Source organism: Anoxybacillus sp. B2M1 (assembly GCF_001634265.1).
Classification (GTDB): domain Bacteria; phylum Bacillota; class Bacilli; order Bacillales; family Anoxybacillaceae; genus Anoxybacteroides; species Anoxybacteroides rupiense.
In genome coordinates this window covers 732,443-754,370 of sequence record NZ_CP015435.1, presented here as the reverse complement: position 1 = coordinate 754,370, position 21,928 = coordinate 732,443, and the positions used below count along the sequence as shown (strand labels likewise).

Genomic DNA, 21,928 nt, shown 5'->3' with positions numbered 1-21,928 from the left:
AAATACCAAAACGAATTAAAAAAGAATGATATTAGAGTGCTTGAACATTTAAGACGATATTCTTGCAAATATCCTGGAGTTCCTTTTAAACCAAAAATAACATTGCTGAAGCATTAAAGAGATCGAGAAGCTGGACGAAAAGGCGACAGAACCGATGGAGTTTGAAAAAAAGTGGCACGAGTTAACTCCTCTCCCCTTTTCTAAGGAAGAGGAACAATGGCTGCAAGAAGCGATGGAGTACTATATGAAACGGTATGAAAAATTTGAAAAAGAGGAAAGGAAAAAGAAGGATGAAAGAAACTAAGGATCATGCAAAAGGAAAGCCCGCACAACTTTTTCATTTACTGAAACAAGGACGGCTGAACAAACCTCTTATCTTGTTTGCGCTTGTGCTTGCCTTGTTGGAAAGCGGTGCCGGTTTAGTCATCCCGCTTTTCACTCGCGACTTGATCGATTTGCTAGCCGATGGCGGAATCGAATGGCAGTCAATCGTATTCTTGTTGGCCGCTTTTCTCGTCCAGACAGCGGCAGGCGGTTTTTCGTTTTATCTGATGGCCTACGTCGGTGAAGCGATGGTCGCCGAAATCCGCAGCAAATTATGGGAGCACGTTCTTGAATTGTCTCTCCCCTTTTTTGACCGCCATGAATCGGGGAAACGATGAGTCGGATTACGCAAGACACGGCGGTTATCAAAACGCTCATTTCCGATCATCTTGTCACTTTTTTTAGCGGCGCGGTTTCCGTCGTTGGTTCGGTAATCTTGCTGCTGATCTTGGATTGGCGCATCACGTTGTTTATCCTTTTGGCCGTTCCCATCACGATGCTTGTCGTCATGCCCTTAGGAAGAAAGATGTATCAAATTTCGTTGCGCACACAAGATGAACTCGCCAAATTTTCCGGCCATCTCGGAAGAATTTTGCAAGACATTCGTCTCGTAAAGTCTTATAATGGTCAACAAGCCGAATCACAAAAAGGGCGCCGCGAAATTAAAAATGTCATGAATTTCGGCTTGAAGGAGCGAAAATTTACGCATTTATCTCGCCGATGATTGCTACCGTCATGATGCTCGTTGTCGTCATCATCGTCGGTTATGGCGGCGCGCGGGTCGCATCAGGAGAGTTGACAGCGGGAACATTAGTCGCAATGATGATTTATATTTTCCAGATTGTCATGCCGTTTACCTCAATGGCTTCCTTTTTCACACATTTCCAAAAAGCTTTGGGCGCGACAGCACGGCTCAATGAAATGTTTCGGGAACAGCCAGAGCTTTCCGGTCGGCAAACAAAACTTGATTGGAACCAGCCGCTTACCTTCGAGCGCGTTTCCTTTTCTTATCAAAAAGATAAGCCTGTATTGAAACAAATCAATTTTACGATTGAATCCGGGAAAACATACGCGTTTGTCGGGCCGAGTGGCGGAGGGAAAACGACAATCTTCTCCCTCATCGAGCGCTTTTACCAACCGGATGAGGGCAGGATTTTACTAGGGGATGTTCCGATTGGCGAGACGGATTTGCGCGCGTGGCGGCAAGCGATTGGCTATGTTTCCCAAGAGACGCCGATTTTAGCTGGAACGATTCAAGAAAATATTTGCTATGGTTTAAAAAACAAACCAGAATATAGCAAAATAGAAGAAGCCGCCCGTTTGGCCCATGCCCATGAGTTCATCCAGCAATTCCCGGATGGTTATGAAACCGCCGTCGGGGAGCGGGGCATTAAACTTTCCGGTGGACAAAAACAACGAATCGCGATCGCCCGGGCCATTTTGCGAAACCCTAAACTTCTGCTCTTGGACGAGGCCACTTCCAATTTGGACGGGGAATCGGAAGCGCTCGTACAGGAGGCGCTAAAAAATGTGATGAAAGGCCGCACGACATTAGTCATCGCCCATCGGCTGTCGACGGTCACCGGGGCAGACACCATCTTCGTCGTCGAAGACGGTTCGATTACCGGGCAAGGAAGCCACGAATTATTACTAGCCACCCATCCTTTGTATCAGAAGCTTGTCCACCATCAATTTTTGCAAGGTTAGTAGGAAGCATTCCGAAAAGACAAGCATGGTCACAAGTTCGCCTCCATGTTGTTCCAATAGTTTCTCGCCCCTCCTCGACTGCACGATCGCAACAACGCGCAAAAAAGAAGCTTGGTATGCCAAGCTTCTTTTTATGCAAAGTCGTAAATCTGTGATGAGCATTTTTCCATCTATGGACCGCCCGTCTGTACCATTTGTCTACGCCTGATCCAACTTCCGTTTTTTCTCTAAAAGCAACTGAAATTCCTTCTCGAGTTCTTCACTTGGCTCCATACTTAGTCGGCTGAGCACCTCTGACATTTTCGTTTCAAGTAAGAGCCGTTGATCTGCTTGCGTATCCGCATGGCGATCTTTTTGACGGACATGTTGTTCATATTGTTGATAGGTGCCATCAAACCATTGAATGACTTTGTCCTTGATGACCAGCATTTTTGTCGCGACATTTTCAATGAATCGGCGGTCGTGCGAGGCGAAGATGACGGTTCCTTTATATTCTTGTAGCAGCGATTCCAATGCACGAGCTGCTTCAATATCGAGAAAATTCGTCGGTTCATCTAAAATGAGTGTATTCACATCACTGACAAATAATTTGGCCAGCGCTACTTTTACCCGTTCGCCGCCACTCAAAACTCCTACTGGCTTATACACATCATCTCTGAAAAAATGCAATCTTGCAAGAATGGTACGAATCAGCGTTTCCTCTTGTTTGGAAGTGGATTGTACATTCTCCAAAATCGACTTCTCAACCTCTAAAATATCTAAGTTTTGACTAAAATATCCGATTTTCACGATTGGCGAAATGACAATCCCGTCATCCCGATGAATCATTTTTTTTAGAAGTGTCGTTTTTCCGCTCCCATTCGGACCGATCACTGCCAGTTTATCTCCGCCGCGTACATGAAAACTGGTTTTTTCCCATAAAACACGTTGGCCAATGACACCCGTAACCTCCTCAACGCGAATGATGATGCGATCTTGAAAGGTGTCTTCATGAGGCAAACTCATTTTGATAGGAGCCGTTTCCTTTATTTTTTCCACTTTTTCCAGCTTTTCTAATCGGGTCTCCATCGCTTTGGCTGTTTTTTGCAGCTTCTTTTGTTTTTTGGCAAAGTATGGTTTGGCACCCATGATGTTTGCTTCTGATCGGCTCACCTTTTTGGGAGCTTTTGTTGCTCTTTCTGCTTTTTGTTTTTTTAATTCCAATGCTCTTTCTAACGCTTGTTTCTTTTTTTCATACTGTTCATAAGCGGATTGCTGTCTGCGGCGTTCCAACTCTTTTTGTTCTAAGTAATCGCTGTAATTGCCTTTATATTCTTTGATCTTTCCTTCGTCCATTTCCCAAATGGTTGTGCAAAGGGCATCAAGAAAGGCCCGATCATGGGATACAATGACAAAAGCTCCCTTCCATTGGCTTAGTTTCTTTTCCAGCCATTCAATATGCTCTCGATCCAGATGGGTTGTTGGTTCATCCGCCAATAAGAGCTTCGGCGCTTTTGAAAAGAGGGCATTCATGTATGACTGTGTGACTTCTCCCCCGCTTTTGATCGCATCGATTCTTTTGAGCTGCGGCAAAAGCCCGCATTGAGCGCGACATAACACGCTCCCTTGTTCTGGAGAAATCTTTTTCGCTAATATGTTCAACAATGTCGTTTTTCCGCTGCCATTCTTGCCAACTAAGCCAATTCGGTCATTTTCATAAATGGCTAATCGTTCGATCTCAAACAATAATCGGTCTTTTACATAGTGCTTCACATTCAATGCTTCTAAAAGAATCATATCATCATCCCCATTTTTCTGTGTTTTGTGGGGACAAAAAGGCCCCCTATCCGTTTCCAGAATAGGAGGCATAGACATCGTCAGACACCAAAAAGAGGCACACTCTATTTGGGTGCAACAAACGATAGAAATGCAATCCTATTCTGAAAACTTTAACTGAAGGCAACACAAAGAAAACAGAAATCGTCTTCCGCTAAAGAATGCCTTCAATTAACGTCTTTTCAAAATAGGATTAGCACTTCATGTTCGTCGATTCACCCTTCCGTTCGTATTGATTCACCTTGATTTTAAACAATATCTTAATCATTGTCAAATGTTGTATATCCAAACGGGCTCTCTTATACATAAACGAAGAGTGATGTTCTTCCATCATCAGGAGGATCGATTCCAGCATACACCCCGCAAATTCATCAATCAGATCGAACTAATTTGTCCGTTTCCGGATTTGAAACGGTACTGGCTGGATGTTTGCTGAGCTTATCTGGGATTCTTAAGCTAGTTAAATTGTTAAGACGCAATAAGCCTATGAGAGACACCATTGATCGCCTGATTGTCATGTCAATAGATTCATGTTGAAATGACGGGAATATGTTATAATAATCAAGATACTGAAAACGAAGAAAGGAGCATATTCATGGCGGAAATTACAAATGAAATGATTTTGCAAGCGATTAAAGAGCTGGCGGAGCAGCTAAAAAATCATGAGGAAGAAACCAATCAACGGTTTGAACAAATGGATCAACGGTTTGAACAAATGGATCAACGCTTTGAACAAACAAATCATCAGCTGACGGAAATCAATGAGCGGCTCAGCCAAGTTGAGCAAAAGATTGTCCAGATGGATAAACAGCTGACTGATGTAGCGAACGGGCAAAAAATTCTCGTGGAAGAGTTGTTTGAAAACAAAAAAGAAATAAAGCGAGTCAAAAATGTCCTCAACATATACTAATTTCATTCCGCCTATTGAACGGTTCTCTGTGCGGACTCTTGCAAACGAATGGTACCGTGAAACACAAACGGAGCATAAAATCAGCTTCTACTTTGCATTAGCCACTGCTTTCTTCTCAATAGCGTCCGACTACTGGAATCTTTTCCCGCTTCAACCGCCAAAGCGCTTTTCCACATTTCATATCCGTTATTTTGTATCAAGGAATATGAGAATGTGTCAAGCGAAAAAGGCTAAACATTCACTCTCAAATGATCACACATCACCAGTTTGCCTCTATCATTCGACTTCAAACAGGGTTCAAAGTTGCATTAAATGATGAAAAGCCGATTAACTGTGCAGCTGCACGTTTTCGGCTTTTCATCGATAGATGGAAACAATGGAGAAAGAGTTTCCCTGTTTTTGCAAACCTTATTCTTGTGATAGTCTCATCGCAGCCATGATGGAAAACTCCCTGTTCCATCGCTTTATGTACGTGAGTTACGCTCCGAAGAACGTTTGAAACAGCAAGTATCCGTTTAAGCCGATAATGATGATCGCTACGGCCCAAGCAAGAGCCTTGAGCCATAATGGGTTTGCAAATTCCCCCATTTTCTTTTTATCGCTTGTAAATTGGACAAGAGGGACAACGGCAAAAGAAAGCTGCAAAGAGAGAATCACTTGACTGAAAATAAGCAATTGAGCCGTTCCGCTTTCACCATAAAGAGCTGTAACGATCACAGCTGGGATAATCGCGATCAATCGGGTAATAAGTCTTCTTAACCAACCAGGAAGACGAATGTTGAGAAAGCCTTCCATCACAATTTGTCCCGCTAACGTTCCTGTTAATGTCGAGTTTTGTCCAGAAGCTAACAAAGCAACTCCAAACAAAATGCTTCCCATCGTCGTTCCGAGCAGCGGCGCAAGCAAATGATAAGCATCACTGATTTCTGCCACCTCTTTCATTCCTGCTTGATGAAAGGTAGCAGCTGAAACAATGAGAATGGCGGCATTAATAAATAAAGCAAAAAACAAGGCAATGGTCGAATCCCATGTAGCATATTGAATGGCTTGCCGTTTTCCTGCATGTGTTTGCTCATATTGGCGCGTTTGTACAATGGAAGAATGTAAATATAGATTATGCGGCATGACGGTCGCACCTAAAATACCAATTGCGATATAAAGCATCGATGGATTGTGGATGATTTCGGCACTTGGAACAAATCCCTTCAATATACCGCTGACATCCGGCTTGGAAAGAAAGATTTCTGTTGCAAAGCAAGCGCCAATCGTTCCAATTAAAACGATCACCAATGTTTCGATATAACGAAACCCTTTATTTTGCAAAATCAGTACGACCAGTACATCCACGGCGGTGATCAGGACTCCATATATTAATGGAAGACCAAACAATAAATTCAGCGCGATGGCTGAACCGATGACCTCTGCTAGATCGCATGCCGCAATAGCCAACTCGCATAATATCCACAATACGATCGCAGCAGGTTTGCTATAATGATCGCGGCAGGCTTGTGCTAAATCTCTTCCTGTTACAATTCCAAGCTTCCCGGCTAAGGCTTGAAGCAAGATTGCCATTAAATTAGAAAGTAAAATGACGGAAAGAAGCGTGTATCCAAACTGCGAGCCCCCGGCAATATCGGTCGCCCAGTTTCCAGGATCCATATATCCCACGGCCACTAAATACCCTGGCCCGGCAAACGCAAGAAACTTTTTGAACCAAGATCCCGTTTTGGGAATGCGCAAACTTCGATAGACTTCAGGCAACGTTGGTTGTGTTCGTTGCTTTCTCCATCCAGTTTCAACTGCAGTCGGCAGTTTTTTATGATTTTTATTCATGATGGCCACCTCATGATTGGTGTTCACTAAATATTTTGTACAGAGCAAACTTTTATTGCAAAAAAATTTGCTGATAAAACAGACCGACTTTAACGGCCTTCGTCAGAGTGAAAAAAGATTCGTTCGATCTTCTAATATATGTAAAGAGAAAAGAAACGTTAACTAGATAAATTGTACATCGGAAATTTTTTAAGTCAAGAAAATAACATTGAACAACGTTCCCTGTCCTAAATGATGTTTTACAAGAAGATTTTCATTATTTCATGCTTTCCATATACAAAACATCTGTATTTGTTGATAATATAAGCATCTGTTATTCTTAAAAAAATGGATAAATCCTTTTTTCATTTGTCAACCTATTATAAAAAAACGTCCGTTGGAAGTGTGTCTACGCCATCACTACCATCAAACCAATATATATAGCCGCTCCCCACATCACTAAGGCTGAGCCCTTGTTAAGGATTCGCAGCAGTCGTCCAGATGGATCTAGCTTCCCTGTTAGTTTTCCCATCAATGCTAAAAGGATGAACCATATCCATGAAACAATGATACATGCGGCCGTAAACGCAATCCTTTCTGAACCCGTATAGCTGAGTGAGCTTGTTCCGATCACCCCGATAGTGTCAAGAATTGCATGAGGATTCAGCAGCGACACCGAAGTGGAGAATGCAATTTGCTTCAAAGGGGTAAAAGCTTTCTCGGCTATCTGTTTGCTGCTATCGGCCGGAGTGCTTTTCCAAGTGTTCCATCCCATAAATAGCAAAAATAACAGACCAGCCCACATCAGTATGGTTTTAAGCCAAAATGAACCTAAGATCGCAACAGATACACCGAAAACAGCAAGCATAATTAACAATGTATCGCATAGCGAAGCAGTCAAAACAACCGGTAGCGCTTGAATCAAGCGAGACTGAAGAGCTCCTTGGTTAAAAACAAAAACATTTTGGACACCGAGCGGGAGAATCAACCCCAATGCAAGAATAAACCCATGAATAAAAGCTTCTACCATTCTATCTATTCCCTCCTTGCGTGCGATTGATACATAATGATTATACTTGGATAGCCATCATTGTCTCCAACCAATTGGATGGATTTTATCCCAACCAAAATATATAATCAAAGCAGAACGTGGAACAATCAGGGCGTAAATTTTAACATATCTACCGATTCCATCTTCCCCCTCTAAACGGAGTGTAGGTGGGGAGGTTTATTTAACCAGTGTGTTCTATGGTCCTAGAAAAGCAAACTCATCTTACAAAGGAGAGAATTTTTCATGATCGAATTGGATTGGAATCCTGATAAATCATCGCCAATCCCTCTTTATATTCAAATTAAGGACTATATAAGAGAAAAGATTGAAACAGGACAATGGACTGTAGGGACGAAAATTCCTCCGCAGCGTACATTGGCTCAAGCATGGGGCGTCAACCGCAGCACTATTGTTACGGCTGTAGAAGAATTAATCTCAGAGGGATTGCTCGAAGGAAAAAGCAGAAGCGGTACAAAGGTGATCAACAATACGTGGTCTTTGATGATGTCTGCCTCGCCTCCCGATTGGAACTCTTATGTGCAGGCAGGAATTCATCCGCCTAATTTACCTACGATACAGGAAATCCATAAAGCAGAATTTGCTCCTAACATCATTCGATTGGGGACAGGAAAGCTTTCTCCTGATCTATTTCCGCGTGAGATGATGAAACAAATCATGAATCGGATATCGGACCGCATAGATTCGCTTGGTTACGAAGAACCGAAAGGATTGCTTTTTCTGAGAGAACAACTTAGTACATATTTAAAAACGATCGGAATCGAGGCTTCTCCATCCTCTATCTTGATTGTGTCAGGGGCCCTACAAGCATTGCAATTGATTTCAATAGGTTTATTACATCGGGGTTCTACCATCTTTCTTGAGAAGCCATCGTATTTGTATTCTCTGCATGTGTTTCAATCCGCCGGCATGCGGTTATTTGGGCTTCCTTTAGATGGAAATGGTGTTCAAGCAAAAATGATTGCGCAACAAAAGAAGAGACAGAATGCTTCACTACTTTATACGATTCCATCTTTCCATAATCCAACAGGTATATTGATGTCTAAAGAGAGACGAAGAGAACTCATGGACGTATGTGAACAAGAGCAGCTGCCAATTATTGAAGATGACGTATACCGAGAACTCTGGATAGATTCACCGCCGCCTCCCCCCTTAAAGACTATTGATAAGAACGGACTTGTTCTATACTTAGGCAGCATATCGAAAACATTGAGTCCTGGTTTGCGCATCGGCTGGATGGTCGGACCAAAGCCTGTCATTGAACGACTAGCAGATATTAAAATGCAAACGGATTATGGATCGAGTTCCTTATCTCAATGGGTTGCGGCGGAATGGCTATCAAGTGGATTGTATCACCAACATTTAGAAAAAGTCAGAACAGAATTGAAGGTGCGCAGAGATGTCATGATTAATTCGTTACAAAAGCACTTTTTCGACATTGCGACATGGTCTGTTCCTAAGGGCGGTTTTTATCTATGGCTGCGCTTATTACCTCCGATTTCTAGCAGAAAGCTTTTTGAAAAAGCGTTAGAGCACGGAATTTTGTTAAATCCGGGAAATGTCTACGATCATCATGCAACCCAGTATCTTCGGCTTTCTTATTCCTATGCATCCTTGGATGAACTTGAAAACGGCATCTTTCGTTTGTCAGAAGTGATTCGTCAACTAACCTTATAACTCTTTTCTATCATCTATTTTACCTCTTTCCTTCGTCCACCGATGCGATACAATGAAAAATCCTCCTTTGACATACATACAAGGAGGATTTTTTTTTTATTTACAAAAAATCAGAAAAATGTCAGTCCGACTATAAAAATAATTCCCGATACTAATAACGTTGTTACGCAATATCCCATAATGTCTCGGACTCCTAACCCCGCAATCGCAAGAGCTGGCAGTGCCCAAAACGGCTGTGCCATATTCATCCATGCTTCGCCATACGCAATAGCCATTGCGGCAATACCTGGATCGACTCCTAACGAAGCAGCTGCCGGCATAATGAAAGGTCCTTGAACGACCCAATGCCCTCCTCCAGAGGGAACAAAGAAATTAATGAAGCCAGAGCTTAAAAAAGCGAGAATCGGAAAAGTATGTTCATTAGAAATGGAGATAAAGGCATTCGTAATCATGCCGCCTAATCCTGATTCCTCCATCATCCCTTGGATTCCGGCGTAAAAAGGAAATTGAATTAAAATGCCAGCTGTGCCGCGGGCAGCATTCGTGATTGCTTGCATATACGATAAAGGCGTGCCGTGTAATAATAAACCCGTAAAAAAGAAGATTAAGTTAACGGTATTGACATCCACTTTAAATCCATTTGTGACAAAGTAATAAATTAAATATGCGTACCCAAGCGCAACGATGAGATACGTTAAGATTCTGCTGTTTTCCATCCGCACCGCAAAGCTCTTTTCGCTTGTTGCTGCCAATGGTATATTGTTTTGGTCTTCAGCAAGCAGTTTTGGGTCAATTGTTACCACTTCGTGCGATTTCGGCATCATGAATCTTGTCATAATTGGTAAAACAATAAGAAGCGAGACGGTAATAAACAAATTAAAACCGGTAAAAATAGTTTCCGTTAATGGAATGATCCCGGATATTTTCTCCATCGGATTACCGGGTGTGGCTGCTAATAAAGGAACCGACCCAGAAAGTCCGCCATGCCACGTTAAAAACCCTATGTAAGCGCTTGCAATTAACAGACGATAATCAGAACCTGGCACTCGTTTCGCCACTTCTTTGGCAAACAAAGCGCCGACAATTAAGCCAAATCCCCAATTAATTAAAGAAGCGAGCGCCGCTCCTAATGTTACTAGGATGACTCCCTGAGCAGGCGCTTTAGCAACACCGGCAAGGTTTTGTAGTCCTTTTTTAACAAGCGGTGAACTTGCTAAAGCGTGCCCTGTTACTAAAATCAAGCTCATTTGCATAGCGAATGCCAGCAAGTCCCAAAAACCATCTCCCCAGAAATGAACCATCTCGAGTGGACTATGGGGAGTGAAGATGATCCCGGATATAAACAAAATAGCAGTTAGAATCAACGCGAAGACAAAAGGATCTGGCAAAAACCTTTGAACGAGTACAGTAAAAAAATTGGACAATACTTTCACAGCATTCTCTCCTTTACAACATGAATATTCATACTATTATAAATAAATAAAAGATTAGTAAATTAACAGTGTATTTGTTCCTAATTTTTCAATTTCTCAAATATTTGGAGAGAATGAACTGAAACTACTTCACTGTTTATTTATTATTATAACTAGATATAGGGCAGAGTATCTTATCCGACTTCATGCTGATAACGTAACGTAATGAAGGCAGACCATCACCTCCTTTTTGTCTTAAACATTAGCACCCTTTTAAAAACATCCGCAGCCAATTGTCCATATCCTTACACTTGGTCATTCAATAACACCCATCTGATGTGGTCTTCCCATTTTCCGTTCACTTTGAGCATTTTTTTGGCGATCCCTTCACATTCGAAGCCAAGTTTTTTGACTACTCGAATGGAGGCTTTATTTTTGGGCATAATGGGAGCTTCAATTCGATGAAGCCGATATTCATTGAAGATGATGTCGATTCCTTTTTTCAGTGCTTCCGTGATGTATCCTTTCTTTATTTCCTCTTGATCCAGCTTATATCCTAAAATACACGATTGAAAAATACCGCGGATTATATGGCTAAAACTGATGCAGCCAATGGTTGATGCTTCATCTCCAGCATCTTTGCGAAACAGCCAAAGCTTAAGCAAATTTCCTGCTTTAGCTAGTTCTAAATCTTGACGCAATCGATTGGCTTGATATGCCAATGTAAAAAAATGTTCTTGTCTGTCCGCCTCCCACTTCTGCAGAAAATCTCGGTTTTTTTCATAATACCTCAGCACGGTTTCAGCAAATGTGTCATCTAGTTCTCTTAACCGCAAGCGATCGGTTTCGTAGACTCTCATGATGCGATCCTCCTTATCTTTATCCTTTCCTGAAAAAAGAATGCCACGAAACGGTTGGCCGTCCTCATTCTTACATTCTCCTTGTTCGTTTGAAATCCTGTTCGATATAAAAAACACGCATATAATGCGTGTTTCAAGCTCTTGATAAACGATTTTATTTTGCGTCACTGTCGTCCTCTCATCATGAGATTCGAACGGCTACGTTCCTTGTTTACCAAGCGTTTTCAAGTCCATTTGCTGTGAAAACACCACCATAAATGAGCTTATTCTTTCGGCCATTTCTTCATTACCGTTTGGACGATTTGTTCCGCTGTTAGCCCGTAAACCTCTTTTAATTCATCCATTTTTCCAACTTGACCGAATTGTTCACGAACCCCCACACGGTATACTGGAACCGGATATGTTTCCATCAGCGTTTCAGCAACGGCACTCCCTAATCCGCCAATGACATTATGATTTTCGGCTGTGACAATCAATCTTGTTTTTTGAGCCGCATGTATGAGCAAATCTTGGTCAATTGGCTTGATGGAATACATGTCAATGACCATCGCTTCGATTCCTCGGCTGGCTAACTGTTCCGCTGCTTTCAATGCTTCTTCCACCATAATTCCGGATGCGATGATAGCGACGTCATGACCTTGGCGCAAGCATTTGCCTTTTCCTTTTGGAAAGGATTCACCATTTGTATAAAGACGCGTCGCTTTTTTACGGATGGTGCGAATATAATGAATCCCGTATTCTTGATAGATTTGTTTAAGCAGTACGCGAAACATGGTGCTGTCGCTGACTTCATAAACGGTCGCATGCGGAATCAATCTTACAAGACCAAGGTCCTCAAAAGCCATATGAGTTCCACCGTTATGCTCTGCCGTCACTCCCGCGTCAGATCCAATAATTTTTACATTTAATTGGGCGTATGCGCATGATACAAATAATTGATCAAAGGCTCGTCTTGTCGCGAATTGAGCAAATGTATGAACAAACGGAATTTTTCCAGTTAGGGAGAAGCCGGCCGCCACTCCCATCATATGAGCTTCCATAATGCCGCAATTGATTAGTTGCTTTGGAATAAACGACTGGATTTTATTGGTGGAGATCGAACTCATTAAATCTGCTTCTAAGGCGACCACACGCGGATCCTTTTGCGCCAGCTCTAAAAGCGTTTCCGCATAGATTTGGCGCATTTCCTTTTCTTCTAATTCCAACGGCCAGTACTTTAGGCTCATCTGATCACATCCTCGGTGGAACATTTTTGTTCGAGTTCATAAATCGCTTCCCCGATCGCTTGACGGTCTTCGTCTGATGGCCTTATATGGTGATTGTCCTCCTTTTGTTCTAAATACGGCACGCCTTGGCCCTTAATCGTATCGAGAATGATCGCCACGGGCTTTTCTGTTTGCTGTTTTCCCGCTTGAATGGCTGCTTCAATCTCTTCCAAGCTCGCGCCGTTCACTCGGCGCACCCAAAAGCCGAAAGAGCGGAACTTCTCTACAAAGTCGATAGGATCGCATATCTCTTTGGTCCAGCCGTCCAGTTGTTTTTTATTGTCATCGACAAAGACAAATAGGCGATGGAGCTTGTGATGGGCTGCAAACTGGATCGCTTCCCAGCACTGGCCTTCGTTTAACTCTCCATCTCCCACAATCGTATACGTATAAGACGGCAAGTCAGATAATTTTTGTGATAAGGCAACACCGACAGCGACCGAAAGTCCTTGTCCTAATGATCCTGTTGTCATTTCTACCCCCGGTGTTAAGTTGCGGTCGGGATGAGAAGGGAGACGGGTTCCAGTTTGATTTAACGTATAGAGTAGATCATATGAAAAAAAACCTTTGACAGCTAATGTCGCATAAAGGGCTGGTCCTCCATGCCCTTTTGATAAAATAAAACGGTCGCGCCGTTCATCGTGCATTTGTTGTGGAGAAATGTTCATGATTTTGCCGTATAGCACGGCTAGGACTTCAACAATTGAAAGGCTTCCTCCATAATGGCCGAACCCTAAAGCATACAGCTGCTTTAATGTCCATAATCTGATTTGATCGCGACATCGTTCCAGCTCGCTCATCTTTGCTTCCTCCTTCGTCGTGACTGATGCGAAAAAACTATTAAAATAAAACCGAGAGCAGACCATTCTAAGAAGAGAACCACCAACATTAAACGTTGGTGGTATGATCAGGAGAAGCATTTTTCTTGTTGCGAATAAAAGAAAGGGCGACGGCAATGACGACAGCAGCGATGATCGTTACAGTAATTCCTACTGAACCTAAATTATTCGCTATATAACCTAACACAATGCCAGAAGCTCCAAAATCGGCATCAGAGAAGGTGGTATTGGCAAATCCTAAATCTCCTAGCACCGGCATCAAGAACACTGGCAAGAAAGTAATCAGCAGCCCATTGGCGAAAGATCCAATGGTTGCGCCCCGTATTCCACCAGTAGCATTCCCGAATACGCCAGCTGTCGCACCTGTGAAGAAATGCGGAACAACCCCTGGCAAAATAATGATCGAACCGGCGACTCCAAGAATCATCATGCCGACGATCCCACCTAAGAAGCTGCAAAAAAATCCGATTAATACCGCATTTGGTGCATATGGAAACACAATGGGGCAATCAAGAGCTGGTTTGGCGTTTGGAACAAGCTTGGTCGAAATTCCTTTAAACGCAGGAACAATTTCTGCTAGGACAAGCCGAACTCCGGATAAAATAATGAACACTCCCGCGGCAAACGTAATCGCTTGAATGATGGAAAAGACAATGAAGTTTTTCCCACCGCTTAAATTTTTTTCAATGTAGTCCGGTCCAGCAATGCTGGCTACAATGATATAAAGGATGGTCATTGTTAATGCAATACTGATAGAGCTGTCTCTTAAAAAACCGAGCCCTTTTGGAAAGTTTATTTTTTCTGTTGAACGCGAATTTTTGCCGACAAGACTGCCGATCGCCCCAGATAAGGCATACCCGAGCGTGCTAAAATGGCCAAATCCGACTTGATCATTTCCTGTGATTTTTCTCATAAACGGTTGCGCCAGCGCTGGGAAAATTGCCATGATCAGACCAAGCGCTAAAGAACCGACGAAGGCGAGCTGAAATCCTTTTAATCCCGCAGCAACTAAAATCACGGCAATCATGCACGCCATATACAAGGTATGGTGTCCCGTTAGGAAAATATATTTTAATTTTGTAAAGCGAGCGACTAAAATATTAGCAATCATTCCAAAAAACATAATAAGAGCGGTTGATGATCCGTATTCGGATAATGCCATCGCCACAATCGCTTCATTATTTGGCACCACTCCATTGACGTGGAAAGCTTCTTGAAACATTTTGCCGAAAGGATCAAGCGAGCTCACTAAGATGCTAGCCCCGGCAGAGATAACAATGAAGCCTAAAAACGATTTGGTGGTTCCTTTAATGATATCGCTGGCAGGCTTTTTTTGAATGACGAGTCCAACTAGCGCAATGATGGAAACTAATACAGCCGGCTCGCTTAAAATATCCATCACAAACTTTAATACCGCATTTCCCACATGAACCCCCTCCTTATAATTATAATTTTCCTAATTCCTCCAGCTTCTGTTTTAGCTTATTTTTCATTTCTTCCTGATCGATAATGCTATCTAATATAATGCGATCTCCCAAATGGCTGGCGCCTTCTGCAATATCCTTAGCCATCACGAACAAATCAGCCATATCGCTTGTAGCGGAGCTGAGATCGCAATGTTCGACTTCGATGTGATCAACCCCTAGCTCCCTTAATACTTGTTGAATATTCATTTCCAGCATAAAACTGCTTCCAAGACCGGATCCACAAATGGCTAAAATTTTCAATCTAAATCCCTCCTAAAAAATGATTGGAATCAAATAGTTTTTTACAAAATAATCTTATGACCTCTGGAACATTGATGGTCAGAGATGACTTTCGCTTCTCTTCATCCTATATTCAGTTTTGGCTCAGCCATCCGACCAGCCGAAAAACGGCATCAATTCCATGTCTATGAAAATATTCGTATATGAAGTTTGGCCCTCCTCCTCCTTTCTCTATTTCATGAAGTTTCATTCATGCATTAAGTGAGTGAATATTGATGAATAAGCTGTAAAAGCTCGGCTTTATCTTTCGCTTGAAAAAGTGCTTGAAGGCTTTCTTTATTTCCTAATAGCTTCGTTAACTGAGCGAGAGCTTTGAGATGTGTTGTATTATCGATGGCTGCAAGACAAATCAACACTTTGACTGCATTCTTTTCTTCATTTAATAGATAAGTAGGCTCATCAAGCTTTAAAATACTCATTCCTAATTTTTGTACCCCGCATTCCGGTCTAGCATGAGGAATCGCTAGCTCTGGATGGACAATGAAATATGGTCCTAACTTCTCGACGTTTCCAATCATTTCATCAATGTAGGACGGCTGAATATATCCGTTTTGCAACAGTGGTTCTGCCACTTTAGCAATGGCTTTCTTCCAATCGGAGATGCCTGTTTCGAATTGAATCATTTCTTCTGTAATCAGTTCATTCAACAACGGTTGTCTCCTCCTCAAGTTGGTTTTGTTCGGCTGTCCATATAACACGGCCGTAATTTCTTCTTTCAATTTTTCTGCATGCTGCACCACGCAATATTTTTCGATAATTTTTATGATTTGCTCCGGTGTCGGATATGGAGTTGAATGGGTAAATAGTTGCTGCATTACCGTATGATGAAGAAGCTTTTTTTCCGCTTCGTTCATAATCGGTTTAACGATAAAGAGCGTCTTACTTGTTTGCAGCGGAACCGTAGAAAACACGATATCGTAGTCTCGCTCATCCAGATTGGAAAACGCATCCTTTGACATAGGCGAAAGCCAGTGGAAGTTTGGAAATAATGAGTGCAAATAAGTTTCAACCATTAAACTTGAACTAATACCGTTAGAACAAACAATGACCGCTCGTATCGGTTTTTTGTTTTTGGCTTCAAGTGCATTTTGTTCAAGCAAAGCACCAAAGTGAATCGTCAAAAACCCAATCTCATCTTCGGGAATATCGATATTAAGCATTTCTTGAATGGGCTTCATCACTTCTGATACAAAGCTGAACAAGCTTGCATGCTCTTCTTTAATTTCCTCTAATAGCGGATTGGTAATTGGAATTTTATACAGCATGCGATAATAGGCTGGTTTAAAATGACGATAAAGCGCTTCAATCGCTTTTGGTTTATTTTTTATTTGAAAGCACGCATATTTTTCAAAATCATTGATAATTTTTTCCGTCATAGAAGTTAGCAGCTCGGTCGATGTTGGCGATAATTGTCCTTGGGTAATTCCTAATAACAGAATAGTTAAATAGGCAAGTTCTTCAGTTTGTGTGCTTTCATTTAGAGCTTGTTGGATTGTCAGAGCCACTGGATACATATCATGCTTTTGTAAAAATTGGTTCGTATCAGAGTGAATTTGAACCCATTTTTGTTGATGCTGGCGAATGTGAATCATTTGCAGCAGGTAAATAAAGTCAAACATTCTTTCTTCAATAAAGGTTAAGCGAAAAGCTTTTTCCACGTTCTTTAAATGTTTTTCGTAAGTTGCAAATTGATCTTGATGCCCCTGCTTCCTAAAAAGATATTTAAAGATTTCGTGCTTAGAAGGATGGGACGAAAACATAGAAATGCATTTTAGCATTAAATTTCGTTTGTCTTCTTCCGATCCTCTTAAATGAAAACCTTGTTCTCTCGTATAGCGGATCTTGACCCTGAATTTTTTGCTGAACTCATTGGCGCGTTTAACATCAGTAGTAACCGTATTTTTGCTGACGTTTAATAAAAACTGGTAGTGCGCATTTGAAATCAGCTCTGTTCGAATAAAGGTATAAAGCAATAAAATCAAAACCCGCTCACATTCATCAAAATGAACCTGTTTCCTATGGATAGGGTTTGTTTTCATCTGTTGGCTCTTCCAATACTCAATCAGCTGACTTGGGATGATCAGCTCTGTTTGCTTTGTATCGATTTCTGGCAAATCGTTTTGTTTCAGCCAATCATTAATTTTTTCCAAATGGTAAAAAAAGCGCCTTGCGCTCAAGCTATGGGTTTCAATAAAAATCGGATAAGATTTCGGCCTTGTCGACATCAGCAGCTGAAATAATTCCGAATTTTTTTTATCAAGCATGAGGCAGCTCCTCCCTTTAGTTATAGTATAAGTGAAAGCGGATACAATGTGGCGGATGGTTTGGCACAATGAATGTTTCTGAGACAATGAATCATTGTGATCAATCTATTATACGATTAACCCATGGTGCTTGTTGAGCAAGAGATACAACGCCTCGCTCCCTCAACATTTGTCCCCGTGTAGCCGGCAACAGCTGGCCTTCCAACCGTGAGTTTTGACAAGTGCCGTCATTCATCATACGTATACAACACGAAGATCATAAGTGAATCGATCAATTGTTCATTTGCCATTTCTGTCATAAAAATAGCTGGCTATGAACAGCCAGCTGTTTTTTATTTTTCGATATTCATTTACAATATTTCACATGGTTCGTTAAGACAGGAGCTCCTAATTGCCTCGTTTTTGAATTGGATGGGCGCACTTGTATTTGCACTCCTGTCATTTGAGCGGTAATATCCTCTATTTTTCCCGCCCATATCGAACCATGCTTTTCTTGGATGGGCTGGAGCTTGAATCGCCAGCTAATTTCTCCTGGAATAAAAGCAAACCCTTCATACGTATCGTAATTTCCTAAAGTGCTAGGGGCGGGCAAATGGAGAGCGTGGATACTGATGCTTGTTCGCGGAAAACTTGGCGTCAGCTTCACCTTGTAAATCAGAGCGGCTCCGTTTGCATTTTTACTTTGCTGATCTACAGATGGCAAAACCATGCTGCATGGCAAAGATCGTTCGGATTCTGCATAAGTGTGGTGAGAGCTTACAGTCATCATCCCGATTAACCCTAACCCAAAAATAACCCGTTGCATATGTACCTCCATTCCGTTCATTTTGGGTTAGTGTTTCTCTTTTTTTACGCCCTTATACCATCCATCCGCTATTTTTTCGTCTGCTTCTTCAGCAGTTCAATGATCCGCTTGAGCTTTTCTTCTATTTGAGTTAATTGGCTTTCAGAGCCTCTGCTTCTCCTTAATAATGATCGGGTCACCCAAAAGATCGCACTTATGAAAGCCGCAACATCAACAGCAAAAAGATGAGGTCTCCCCAATACATGCCAACTCCCTTTTTTTCCTTATTGTACCATAAGGAGTGACGCGGTAGCAGAGAAAATTTTACTTTAAGCTTCCCTATGATGAGACAACATATATAAAGACGTGTTATGCTTCTTTATGCACAAAATACATAATTGAACATTCATCTAAGGATCATTTCGCTTCTTCTTTTTCCGTCCTTTTTGGCATATGCTCTTTCTCATAATTATCGCCTTCGACATTGTTGCGAATCGTTTTTTGCAGCACGAATGAGGACATGACTAAAAAACAGGCGCAGACGGCGTAATGATCCTTTCTCAACGAGCGGCGCATCCATATTGTACAGTCCAATCAACATGAACGCGTATGATAAAACGAAAGACGCCCAAGCTAAAAATAGTAAATGCCTGCGTGTTGCGGCGGCGGTAACGCCTTATTCGCTCCCCTTCCCAAACCAACTTCTCATAATTTATAATGGTACGTCGCCCCAGTAATAAGGCTTCTTATAAGCAATACTACAATCATAGATCGTTTTCTTCATATCTGTTTCCCCCTTATTCAACAAATAAAAACGGAGCCCCGTTGATAAGATCGTTACGAGCATGACATTGAAAAGTAAAGATACGAGGAAGATTTCAGTTCATTTGAACCATTCCTGTTTTAAAAACCTTTATTTTTTCTTTTTATAGTAAGATAGAAATGGAGGGAAAAACATGATCACAAAAGTTGTTCAATGGGGAGAGGCAAAAGTAAGATTAACGTGGAATCCGGATACACAGCTTCCGCCAAGACATTTAATAACAAGTGCTCACGCTTTTTGCTTTCAAGATGGCAAGCTGCTGCTGGTGAATCTTAACCATAGGGGATGGGACTTTCCCGGCGGACATATGGAACAAGGAGAAACTCCTACAGAATGTGTCAAACGTGAAGCATATGAGGAAGGCTATGTGAGAGGAAGCTGTTTTCTTTTAGGGCATATTGTCGTTGATCATAGCGCCAATCCCAAATGGGATGAAAGCAGTCCTTATCCCAAAATCGGCTATCAAGTTTTTTATCGTATGGATATTGAGCAAGTATTGGACTTTGAAGGAAAATACGAATCAGTTGAAAGAATTTTTATTAATCCAAATGAAGTAATAGACTATTATCATGATTGGAACGAACTTTATCAGGAAATCCTTTATCGTGCTATAAACCATCATAGACATTAACCTTCAAGCAAGAGTAAAGGGTTCGATGGGCTCCTATCGCCACATTTAGCTTCTTTCATCCTGTTTGCTGAACAATAGCTGTCCATCAGAGCAACCGTTTTGAAAGACATGAACCCTCCTGAATTTAGGAGCGATGTTCATGTCTCTTTTGTTTACATTTACGGTTTGAAATGTTGGATAATGATCCCTTTTCCGTTGTTCACTTTGACTTCAGCCAACGCTCCGTTAATAAAAGTGATTTGCGGCGGAACGTGTCCGCAGTCGATATCGTACACAATGGGAATTTGCAGCTCTTGCGCCAAATCTTGATACACATCTTCTGCTGTATAGCCATCAATCGGTTTATTGGCAGCGCTGCGCCCAAACAAAATTCCCGAACAATGATCAAACCAGCCCGCCAATTTCATTTGCACAAGAGAACGCCGCAAATCCGTAGTGGAAAGCTCGCAGTTTTCTAAATACCAAATGATAGGCTCGCCGTTGAGATGGGTTTGACGAAAATCACGGACACGGCCATAAGGTGTGCCAATCAAATGCCGAATGACATCAATGCAGCCACCGAGCAATCGGCCTTGCAGGTTGACAGGTCTATTTGTAATGTTTTTCCAATATGTCTCTTCTGTAAGATGGAACACGCATGGAGATGGGTTGTCATGCTGCCACTCCTTTTGATATTTTCGCGAAGAATATTGAATCACAGCTGCACCTGGCTGCGTCGACAAAACCGTCTCCCACATGGCTGTTGTCTCATCAACATATTCACCTCTAATATCTACAAAGTTCGTTCCGTGAGCAGTGGCGATTCCGGTGTTTAGCGTAATCGCTAATAGTAGAACGCTTGTATCAGAATACCCTAAAATCCATTTTTTGTTAATCTTTGCAAAATCGAGTTCTTCGAGAATCTCAATTGATAGCTCCCCTCCCCAAGGCGGGATGATCAAATCAATCTTTTCATTTTGCATCATGTCCATCCATTCGTTCGCTCTCTTTTTTGCATGAGCCGATTTGGCTTTTTCTTGCGTCCAAACCGTTTCACCGCAAACGACTTTATACCCTTTTTTCTCTATGCGTTCGCAAGCCCCTCGAAGCATCGGATGCAAAGCGGGCTTGACGCCTGAGGAAGGTGCGGTGATACCAATTGTTGCTCCTTTTCGTAAAAATGGATATTCGATCATTCGCCTCTCTCCTGTTCTGTCTAACCATTCAAATTTTGCAGTTTAGTCTTTGGATAACGACACCGCTATTGATTTATGAATGTTTATATAAACCGATCCGTTCTTGTTCGAAAACAGCGGGATAAAGGGCTTGGTTGGCTTGAGTCATCACCGCCCAATACCGGTCACCGTACGACCAATGCCACCATTCTGTAAAATCATTCACAAAACCGACAGATTGAAGAGCATGAGCGAGGATTTGCCGGTTTTTTCGAGCTTCTTCGCTAATATTGGCTGCGTCAAAAAAAGTGGCGTTGTCTGTCTCTTGCGGTATAGCATCATACGGTGTACCAAGGTCCAACTCGCTGCCGTTCACATCAACCAAAGTTAAATCGATGGCTCCTCCTGTTGGGTGAGGAGCTATATTTGGCGGAGCCACATATTTAGATGCCTCTGCTATAAGATCAGCTGAATTTTTGTTTGGAAACTGGAGCTTTGCCCGTTGCAAAGCACGATCAAAAGCACGCTGCTGAATATGCAAAGGTCTGTATCCTTCTTTAACCAAAAAGCGCAGGCCCTTTGGAAGCAAGGCTTTGGCTATAGAAAGCTTCTTGGCTATCGACAGGCGGACACAAACGAAAAGTAATCGCTTCTGTTTGCAAAAGCCGCATCTACTGCAATATCTGGATCAAAGTAAGCAAGGTCAACAAATGGTTCTTGTGACGGCTCAACAGGCATAGAGAAAACAAGGGCATCGCTCATTAAAATCGTTTTCGTTTCTTTCACAAACCTCTCTTCTTTTTCTCGATTTCCGTA

General features: G+C 42.0%; 19 protein-coding genes and 2 pseudogenes. 5 read left to right on the top strand and 16 right to left on the bottom strand.

From position 1 onward, the window contains the following. The first annotated feature begins 154 nt into the window (after nucleotides 1-154). Nucleotides 155-304, top strand: a complete 150-nt coding sequence (locus GFC28_RS19180; RefSeq protein ID WP_156487506.1) for a hypothetical protein — start codon at nucleotides 155-157, stop codon at nucleotides 302-304. After that, a pseudogene (locus GFC28_RS20225) lies at nucleotides 291-2,031 on the top strand (ABC transporter ATP-binding protein). The gene GFC28_RS19180 and the pseudogene GFC28_RS20225 overlap by 14 nt, the downstream one beginning before the upstream one ends. 198 nt (nucleotides 2,032-2,229) lie before the next feature. Here the strand turns inward: GFC28_RS20225 and GFC28_RS03635 are convergent. Continuing rightward, nucleotides 2,230-3,807 (bottom strand): Vga family ABC-F type ribosomal protection protein, encoded by a 1,578-nt coding sequence (locus GFC28_RS03635; RefSeq protein ID WP_044742455.1) that lies wholly within the window; start codon nucleotides 3,805-3,807, stop codon nucleotides 2,230-2,232. 634 nt (nucleotides 3,808-4,441) lie between these two features. On the opposite strand from GFC28_RS03635, the gene GFC28_RS03630 reads away from it, so the two are divergent. Next, nucleotides 4,442-4,756, top strand: coding sequence for a hypothetical protein (locus GFC28_RS03630; RefSeq protein ID WP_044742456.1), 315 nt, complete (start codon nucleotides 4,442-4,444; stop codon nucleotides 4,754-4,756). Nucleotides 4,757-5,233: 477 nt separating this feature from the next. Here the strand turns inward: GFC28_RS03630 and GFC28_RS03625 are convergent, their stop codons facing one another. Continuing rightward, entirely contained in the window at nucleotides 5,234-6,589 is a 1,356-nt protein-coding gene (locus tag GFC28_RS03625) for an Nramp family divalent metal transporter (RefSeq protein ID WP_172798637.1), read from the bottom strand. A gap of 388 nt (nucleotides 6,590-6,977) precedes the next feature. Next, nucleotides 6,978-7,598, bottom strand: coding sequence for a LysE/ArgO family amino acid transporter (locus GFC28_RS03620; RefSeq protein ID WP_044742457.1), 621 nt, complete (start codon nucleotides 7,596-7,598; stop codon nucleotides 6,978-6,980). A gap of 264 nt (nucleotides 7,599-7,862) precedes the next feature. On the opposite strand from GFC28_RS03620, the gene pdxR reads away from it, so the two are divergent. Next, nucleotides 7,863-9,314: a MocR-like pyridoxine biosynthesis transcription factor PdxR gene (gene pdxR / locus GFC28_RS03615; RefSeq protein WP_044742458.1), complete on the top strand. Its 1,452-nt coding sequence runs from the start codon at nucleotides 7,863-7,865 to the stop codon at nucleotides 9,312-9,314. Between the two features lie 110 nt (nucleotides 9,315-9,424). Here the strand turns inward: pdxR and GFC28_RS03610 are convergent, their stop codons facing one another. The 10 genes and pseudogenes from GFC28_RS03610 to GFC28_RS19175 all read right to left on the bottom strand — a co-directional run bounded on the left by GFC28_RS03610 (nucleotide 9,425) and on the right by GFC28_RS19175 (nucleotide 19,184). After that, nucleotides 9,425-10,747 (bottom strand): TIGR00366 family protein, encoded by a 1,323-nt coding sequence (locus GFC28_RS03610; protein WP_044742459.1) that lies wholly within the window; start codon nucleotides 10,745-10,747, stop codon nucleotides 9,425-9,427. Between the two features lie 284 nt (nucleotides 10,748-11,031). After that, nucleotides 11,032-11,589: a GNAT family N-acetyltransferase gene (locus GFC28_RS03605; protein ID WP_044742481.1), complete on the bottom strand. Its 558-nt coding sequence runs from the start codon at nucleotides 11,587-11,589 to the stop codon at nucleotides 11,032-11,034. Between the two features lie 260 nt (nucleotides 11,590-11,849). Then, a complete protein-coding gene (locus GFC28_RS03600; RefSeq protein ID WP_044742460.1) occupies nucleotides 11,850-12,812 on the bottom strand; it encodes a transketolase family protein in 963 nt (320 codons plus the stop codon). Beyond that, complete coding sequence (locus tag GFC28_RS03595; protein WP_044742461.1) at nucleotides 12,809-13,651, bottom strand: transketolase; 843 nt, start codon at nucleotides 13,649-13,651, stop codon at nucleotides 12,809-12,811. The genes GFC28_RS03600 and GFC28_RS03595 overlap by 4 nt, the downstream gene beginning before the upstream one ends. Nucleotides 13,652-13,739: 88 nt before the next feature. After that, entirely contained in the window at nucleotides 13,740-15,116 is a 1,377-nt protein-coding gene (locus GFC28_RS03590) for a PTS ascorbate transporter subunit IIC (protein WP_044742462.1), read from the bottom strand. A 19-nt stretch (nucleotides 15,117-15,135) separates the two neighbouring features. Next, nucleotides 15,136-15,417, bottom strand: a complete 282-nt coding sequence (locus tag GFC28_RS03585) for a PTS sugar transporter subunit IIB (protein ID WP_044742463.1) — start codon at nucleotides 15,415-15,417, stop codon at nucleotides 15,136-15,138. A 236-nt stretch (nucleotides 15,418-15,653) separates the two neighbouring features. Continuing rightward, nucleotides 15,654-17,720, bottom strand: coding sequence for a BglG family transcription antiterminator (locus GFC28_RS03580; protein ID WP_044742464.1), 2,067 nt, complete (start codon nucleotides 17,718-17,720; stop codon nucleotides 15,654-15,656). A gap of 346 nt (nucleotides 17,721-18,066) precedes the next feature. Next, nucleotides 18,067-18,525, bottom strand: coding sequence for a YoqH family protein (locus tag GFC28_RS03575; protein WP_044742465.1), 459 nt, complete (start codon nucleotides 18,523-18,525; stop codon nucleotides 18,067-18,069). 68 nt (nucleotides 18,526-18,593) lie between these two features. Further along, nucleotides 18,594-18,764 carry a DUF4083 family protein gene (locus GFC28_RS20220; RefSeq protein ID WP_082063572.1) on the bottom strand — a complete coding sequence of 57 codons (171 nt, stop codon included), beginning with the start codon at nucleotides 18,762-18,764 and terminating at the stop codon, nucleotides 18,594-18,596. Between the two features lie 157 nt (nucleotides 18,765-18,921). Beyond that, a pseudogene (locus GFC28_RS19175) lies at nucleotides 18,922-19,184 on the bottom strand (YiaA/YiaB family inner membrane protein). A 276-nt stretch (nucleotides 19,185-19,460) separates the two neighbouring features. Between GFC28_RS19175 and GFC28_RS03570 the strand changes: the two are divergent. Continuing rightward, a complete protein-coding gene (locus tag GFC28_RS03570) occupies nucleotides 19,461-19,958 on the top strand; it encodes an NUDIX hydrolase (protein WP_044742466.1) in 498 nt (165 codons plus the stop codon). 158 nt (nucleotides 19,959-20,116) lie between these two features. On the opposite strand, the gene GFC28_RS03565 is transcribed toward GFC28_RS03570, so the two are convergent. The 3 genes from GFC28_RS03565 to GFC28_RS19170 all read right to left on the bottom strand — a co-directional run bounded on the left by GFC28_RS03565 (nucleotide 20,117) and on the right by GFC28_RS19170 (nucleotide 21,898). Then, nucleotides 20,117-21,133: a S66 family peptidase gene (locus GFC28_RS03565; protein WP_044742467.1), complete on the bottom strand. Its 1,017-nt coding sequence runs from the start codon at nucleotides 21,131-21,133 to the stop codon at nucleotides 20,117-20,119. Nucleotides 21,134-21,206: 73 nt separating this feature from the next. Then, nucleotides 21,207-21,701, bottom strand: coding sequence for a M15 family metallopeptidase (locus GFC28_RS03560; protein ID WP_197478856.1), 495 nt, complete (start codon nucleotides 21,699-21,701; stop codon nucleotides 21,207-21,209). A gap of 26 nt (nucleotides 21,702-21,727) precedes the next feature. Then, the gene (locus tag GFC28_RS19170) at nucleotides 21,728-21,898 is read right to left on the bottom strand and encodes a hypothetical protein (protein ID WP_156487505.1); all 171 of its coding nucleotides are present in this window, start codon (nucleotides 21,896-21,898) and stop codon (nucleotides 21,728-21,730) included. Nucleotides 21,899-21,928 lie beyond the last annotated feature (30 nt).

Excerpts from the sequence above, each read along its gene's own strand:
- GFC28_RS03600 (WP_044742460.1), bottom strand. The coding sequence starts at position 12,812 with ATGAGCCTAAAGTACTGGCCGTTGGAATTAGAAGAAAAGGAAATGCGC.
- GFC28_RS03630 (WP_044742456.1), top strand. The coding sequence starts at position 4,442 with ATGGCGGAAATTACAAATGAAATGATTTTGCAAGCGATTAAAGAGCTG.
- GFC28_RS19180 (WP_156487506.1), top strand. The coding sequence starts at position 155 with ATGGAGTTTGAAAAAAAGTGGCACGAGTTAACTCCTCTCCCCTTTTCT.
- GFC28_RS03565 (WP_044742467.1), bottom strand. The coding sequence starts at position 21,133 with ATGATCGAATATCCATTTTTACGAAAAGGAGCAACAATTGGTATCACC.
- GFC28_RS03575 (WP_044742465.1), bottom strand. The coding sequence starts at position 18,525 with ATGCAACGGGTTATTTTTGGGTTAGGGTTAATCGGGATGATGACTGTA.
- GFC28_RS03580 (WP_044742464.1), bottom strand. The coding sequence starts at position 17,720 with ATGCTTGATAAAAAAAATTCGGAATTATTTCAGCTGCTGATGTCGACA.
- GFC28_RS03625 (WP_172798637.1), bottom strand. The coding sequence starts at position 6,589 with ATGAATAAAAATCATAAAAAACTGCCGACTGCAGTTGAAACTGGATGG.
- GFC28_RS03620 (WP_044742457.1), bottom strand. The coding sequence starts at position 7,598 with ATGGTAGAAGCTTTTATTCATGGGTTTATTCTTGCATTGGGGTTGATT.
- GFC28_RS03570 (WP_044742466.1), top strand. The coding sequence starts at position 19,461 with ATGATCACAAAAGTTGTTCAATGGGGAGAGGCAAAAGTAAGATTAACG.
- pdxR (WP_044742458.1), top strand. The coding sequence starts at position 7,863 with ATGATCGAATTGGATTGGAATCCTGATAAATCATCGCCAATCCCTCTT.
- GFC28_RS03595 (WP_044742461.1), bottom strand. The coding sequence starts at position 13,651 with ATGAGCGAGCTGGAACGATGTCGCGATCAAATCAGATTATGGACATTA.
- GFC28_RS03635 (WP_044742455.1), bottom strand. The coding sequence starts at position 3,807 with ATGATTCTTTTAGAAGCATTGAATGTGAAGCACTATGTAAAAGACCGA.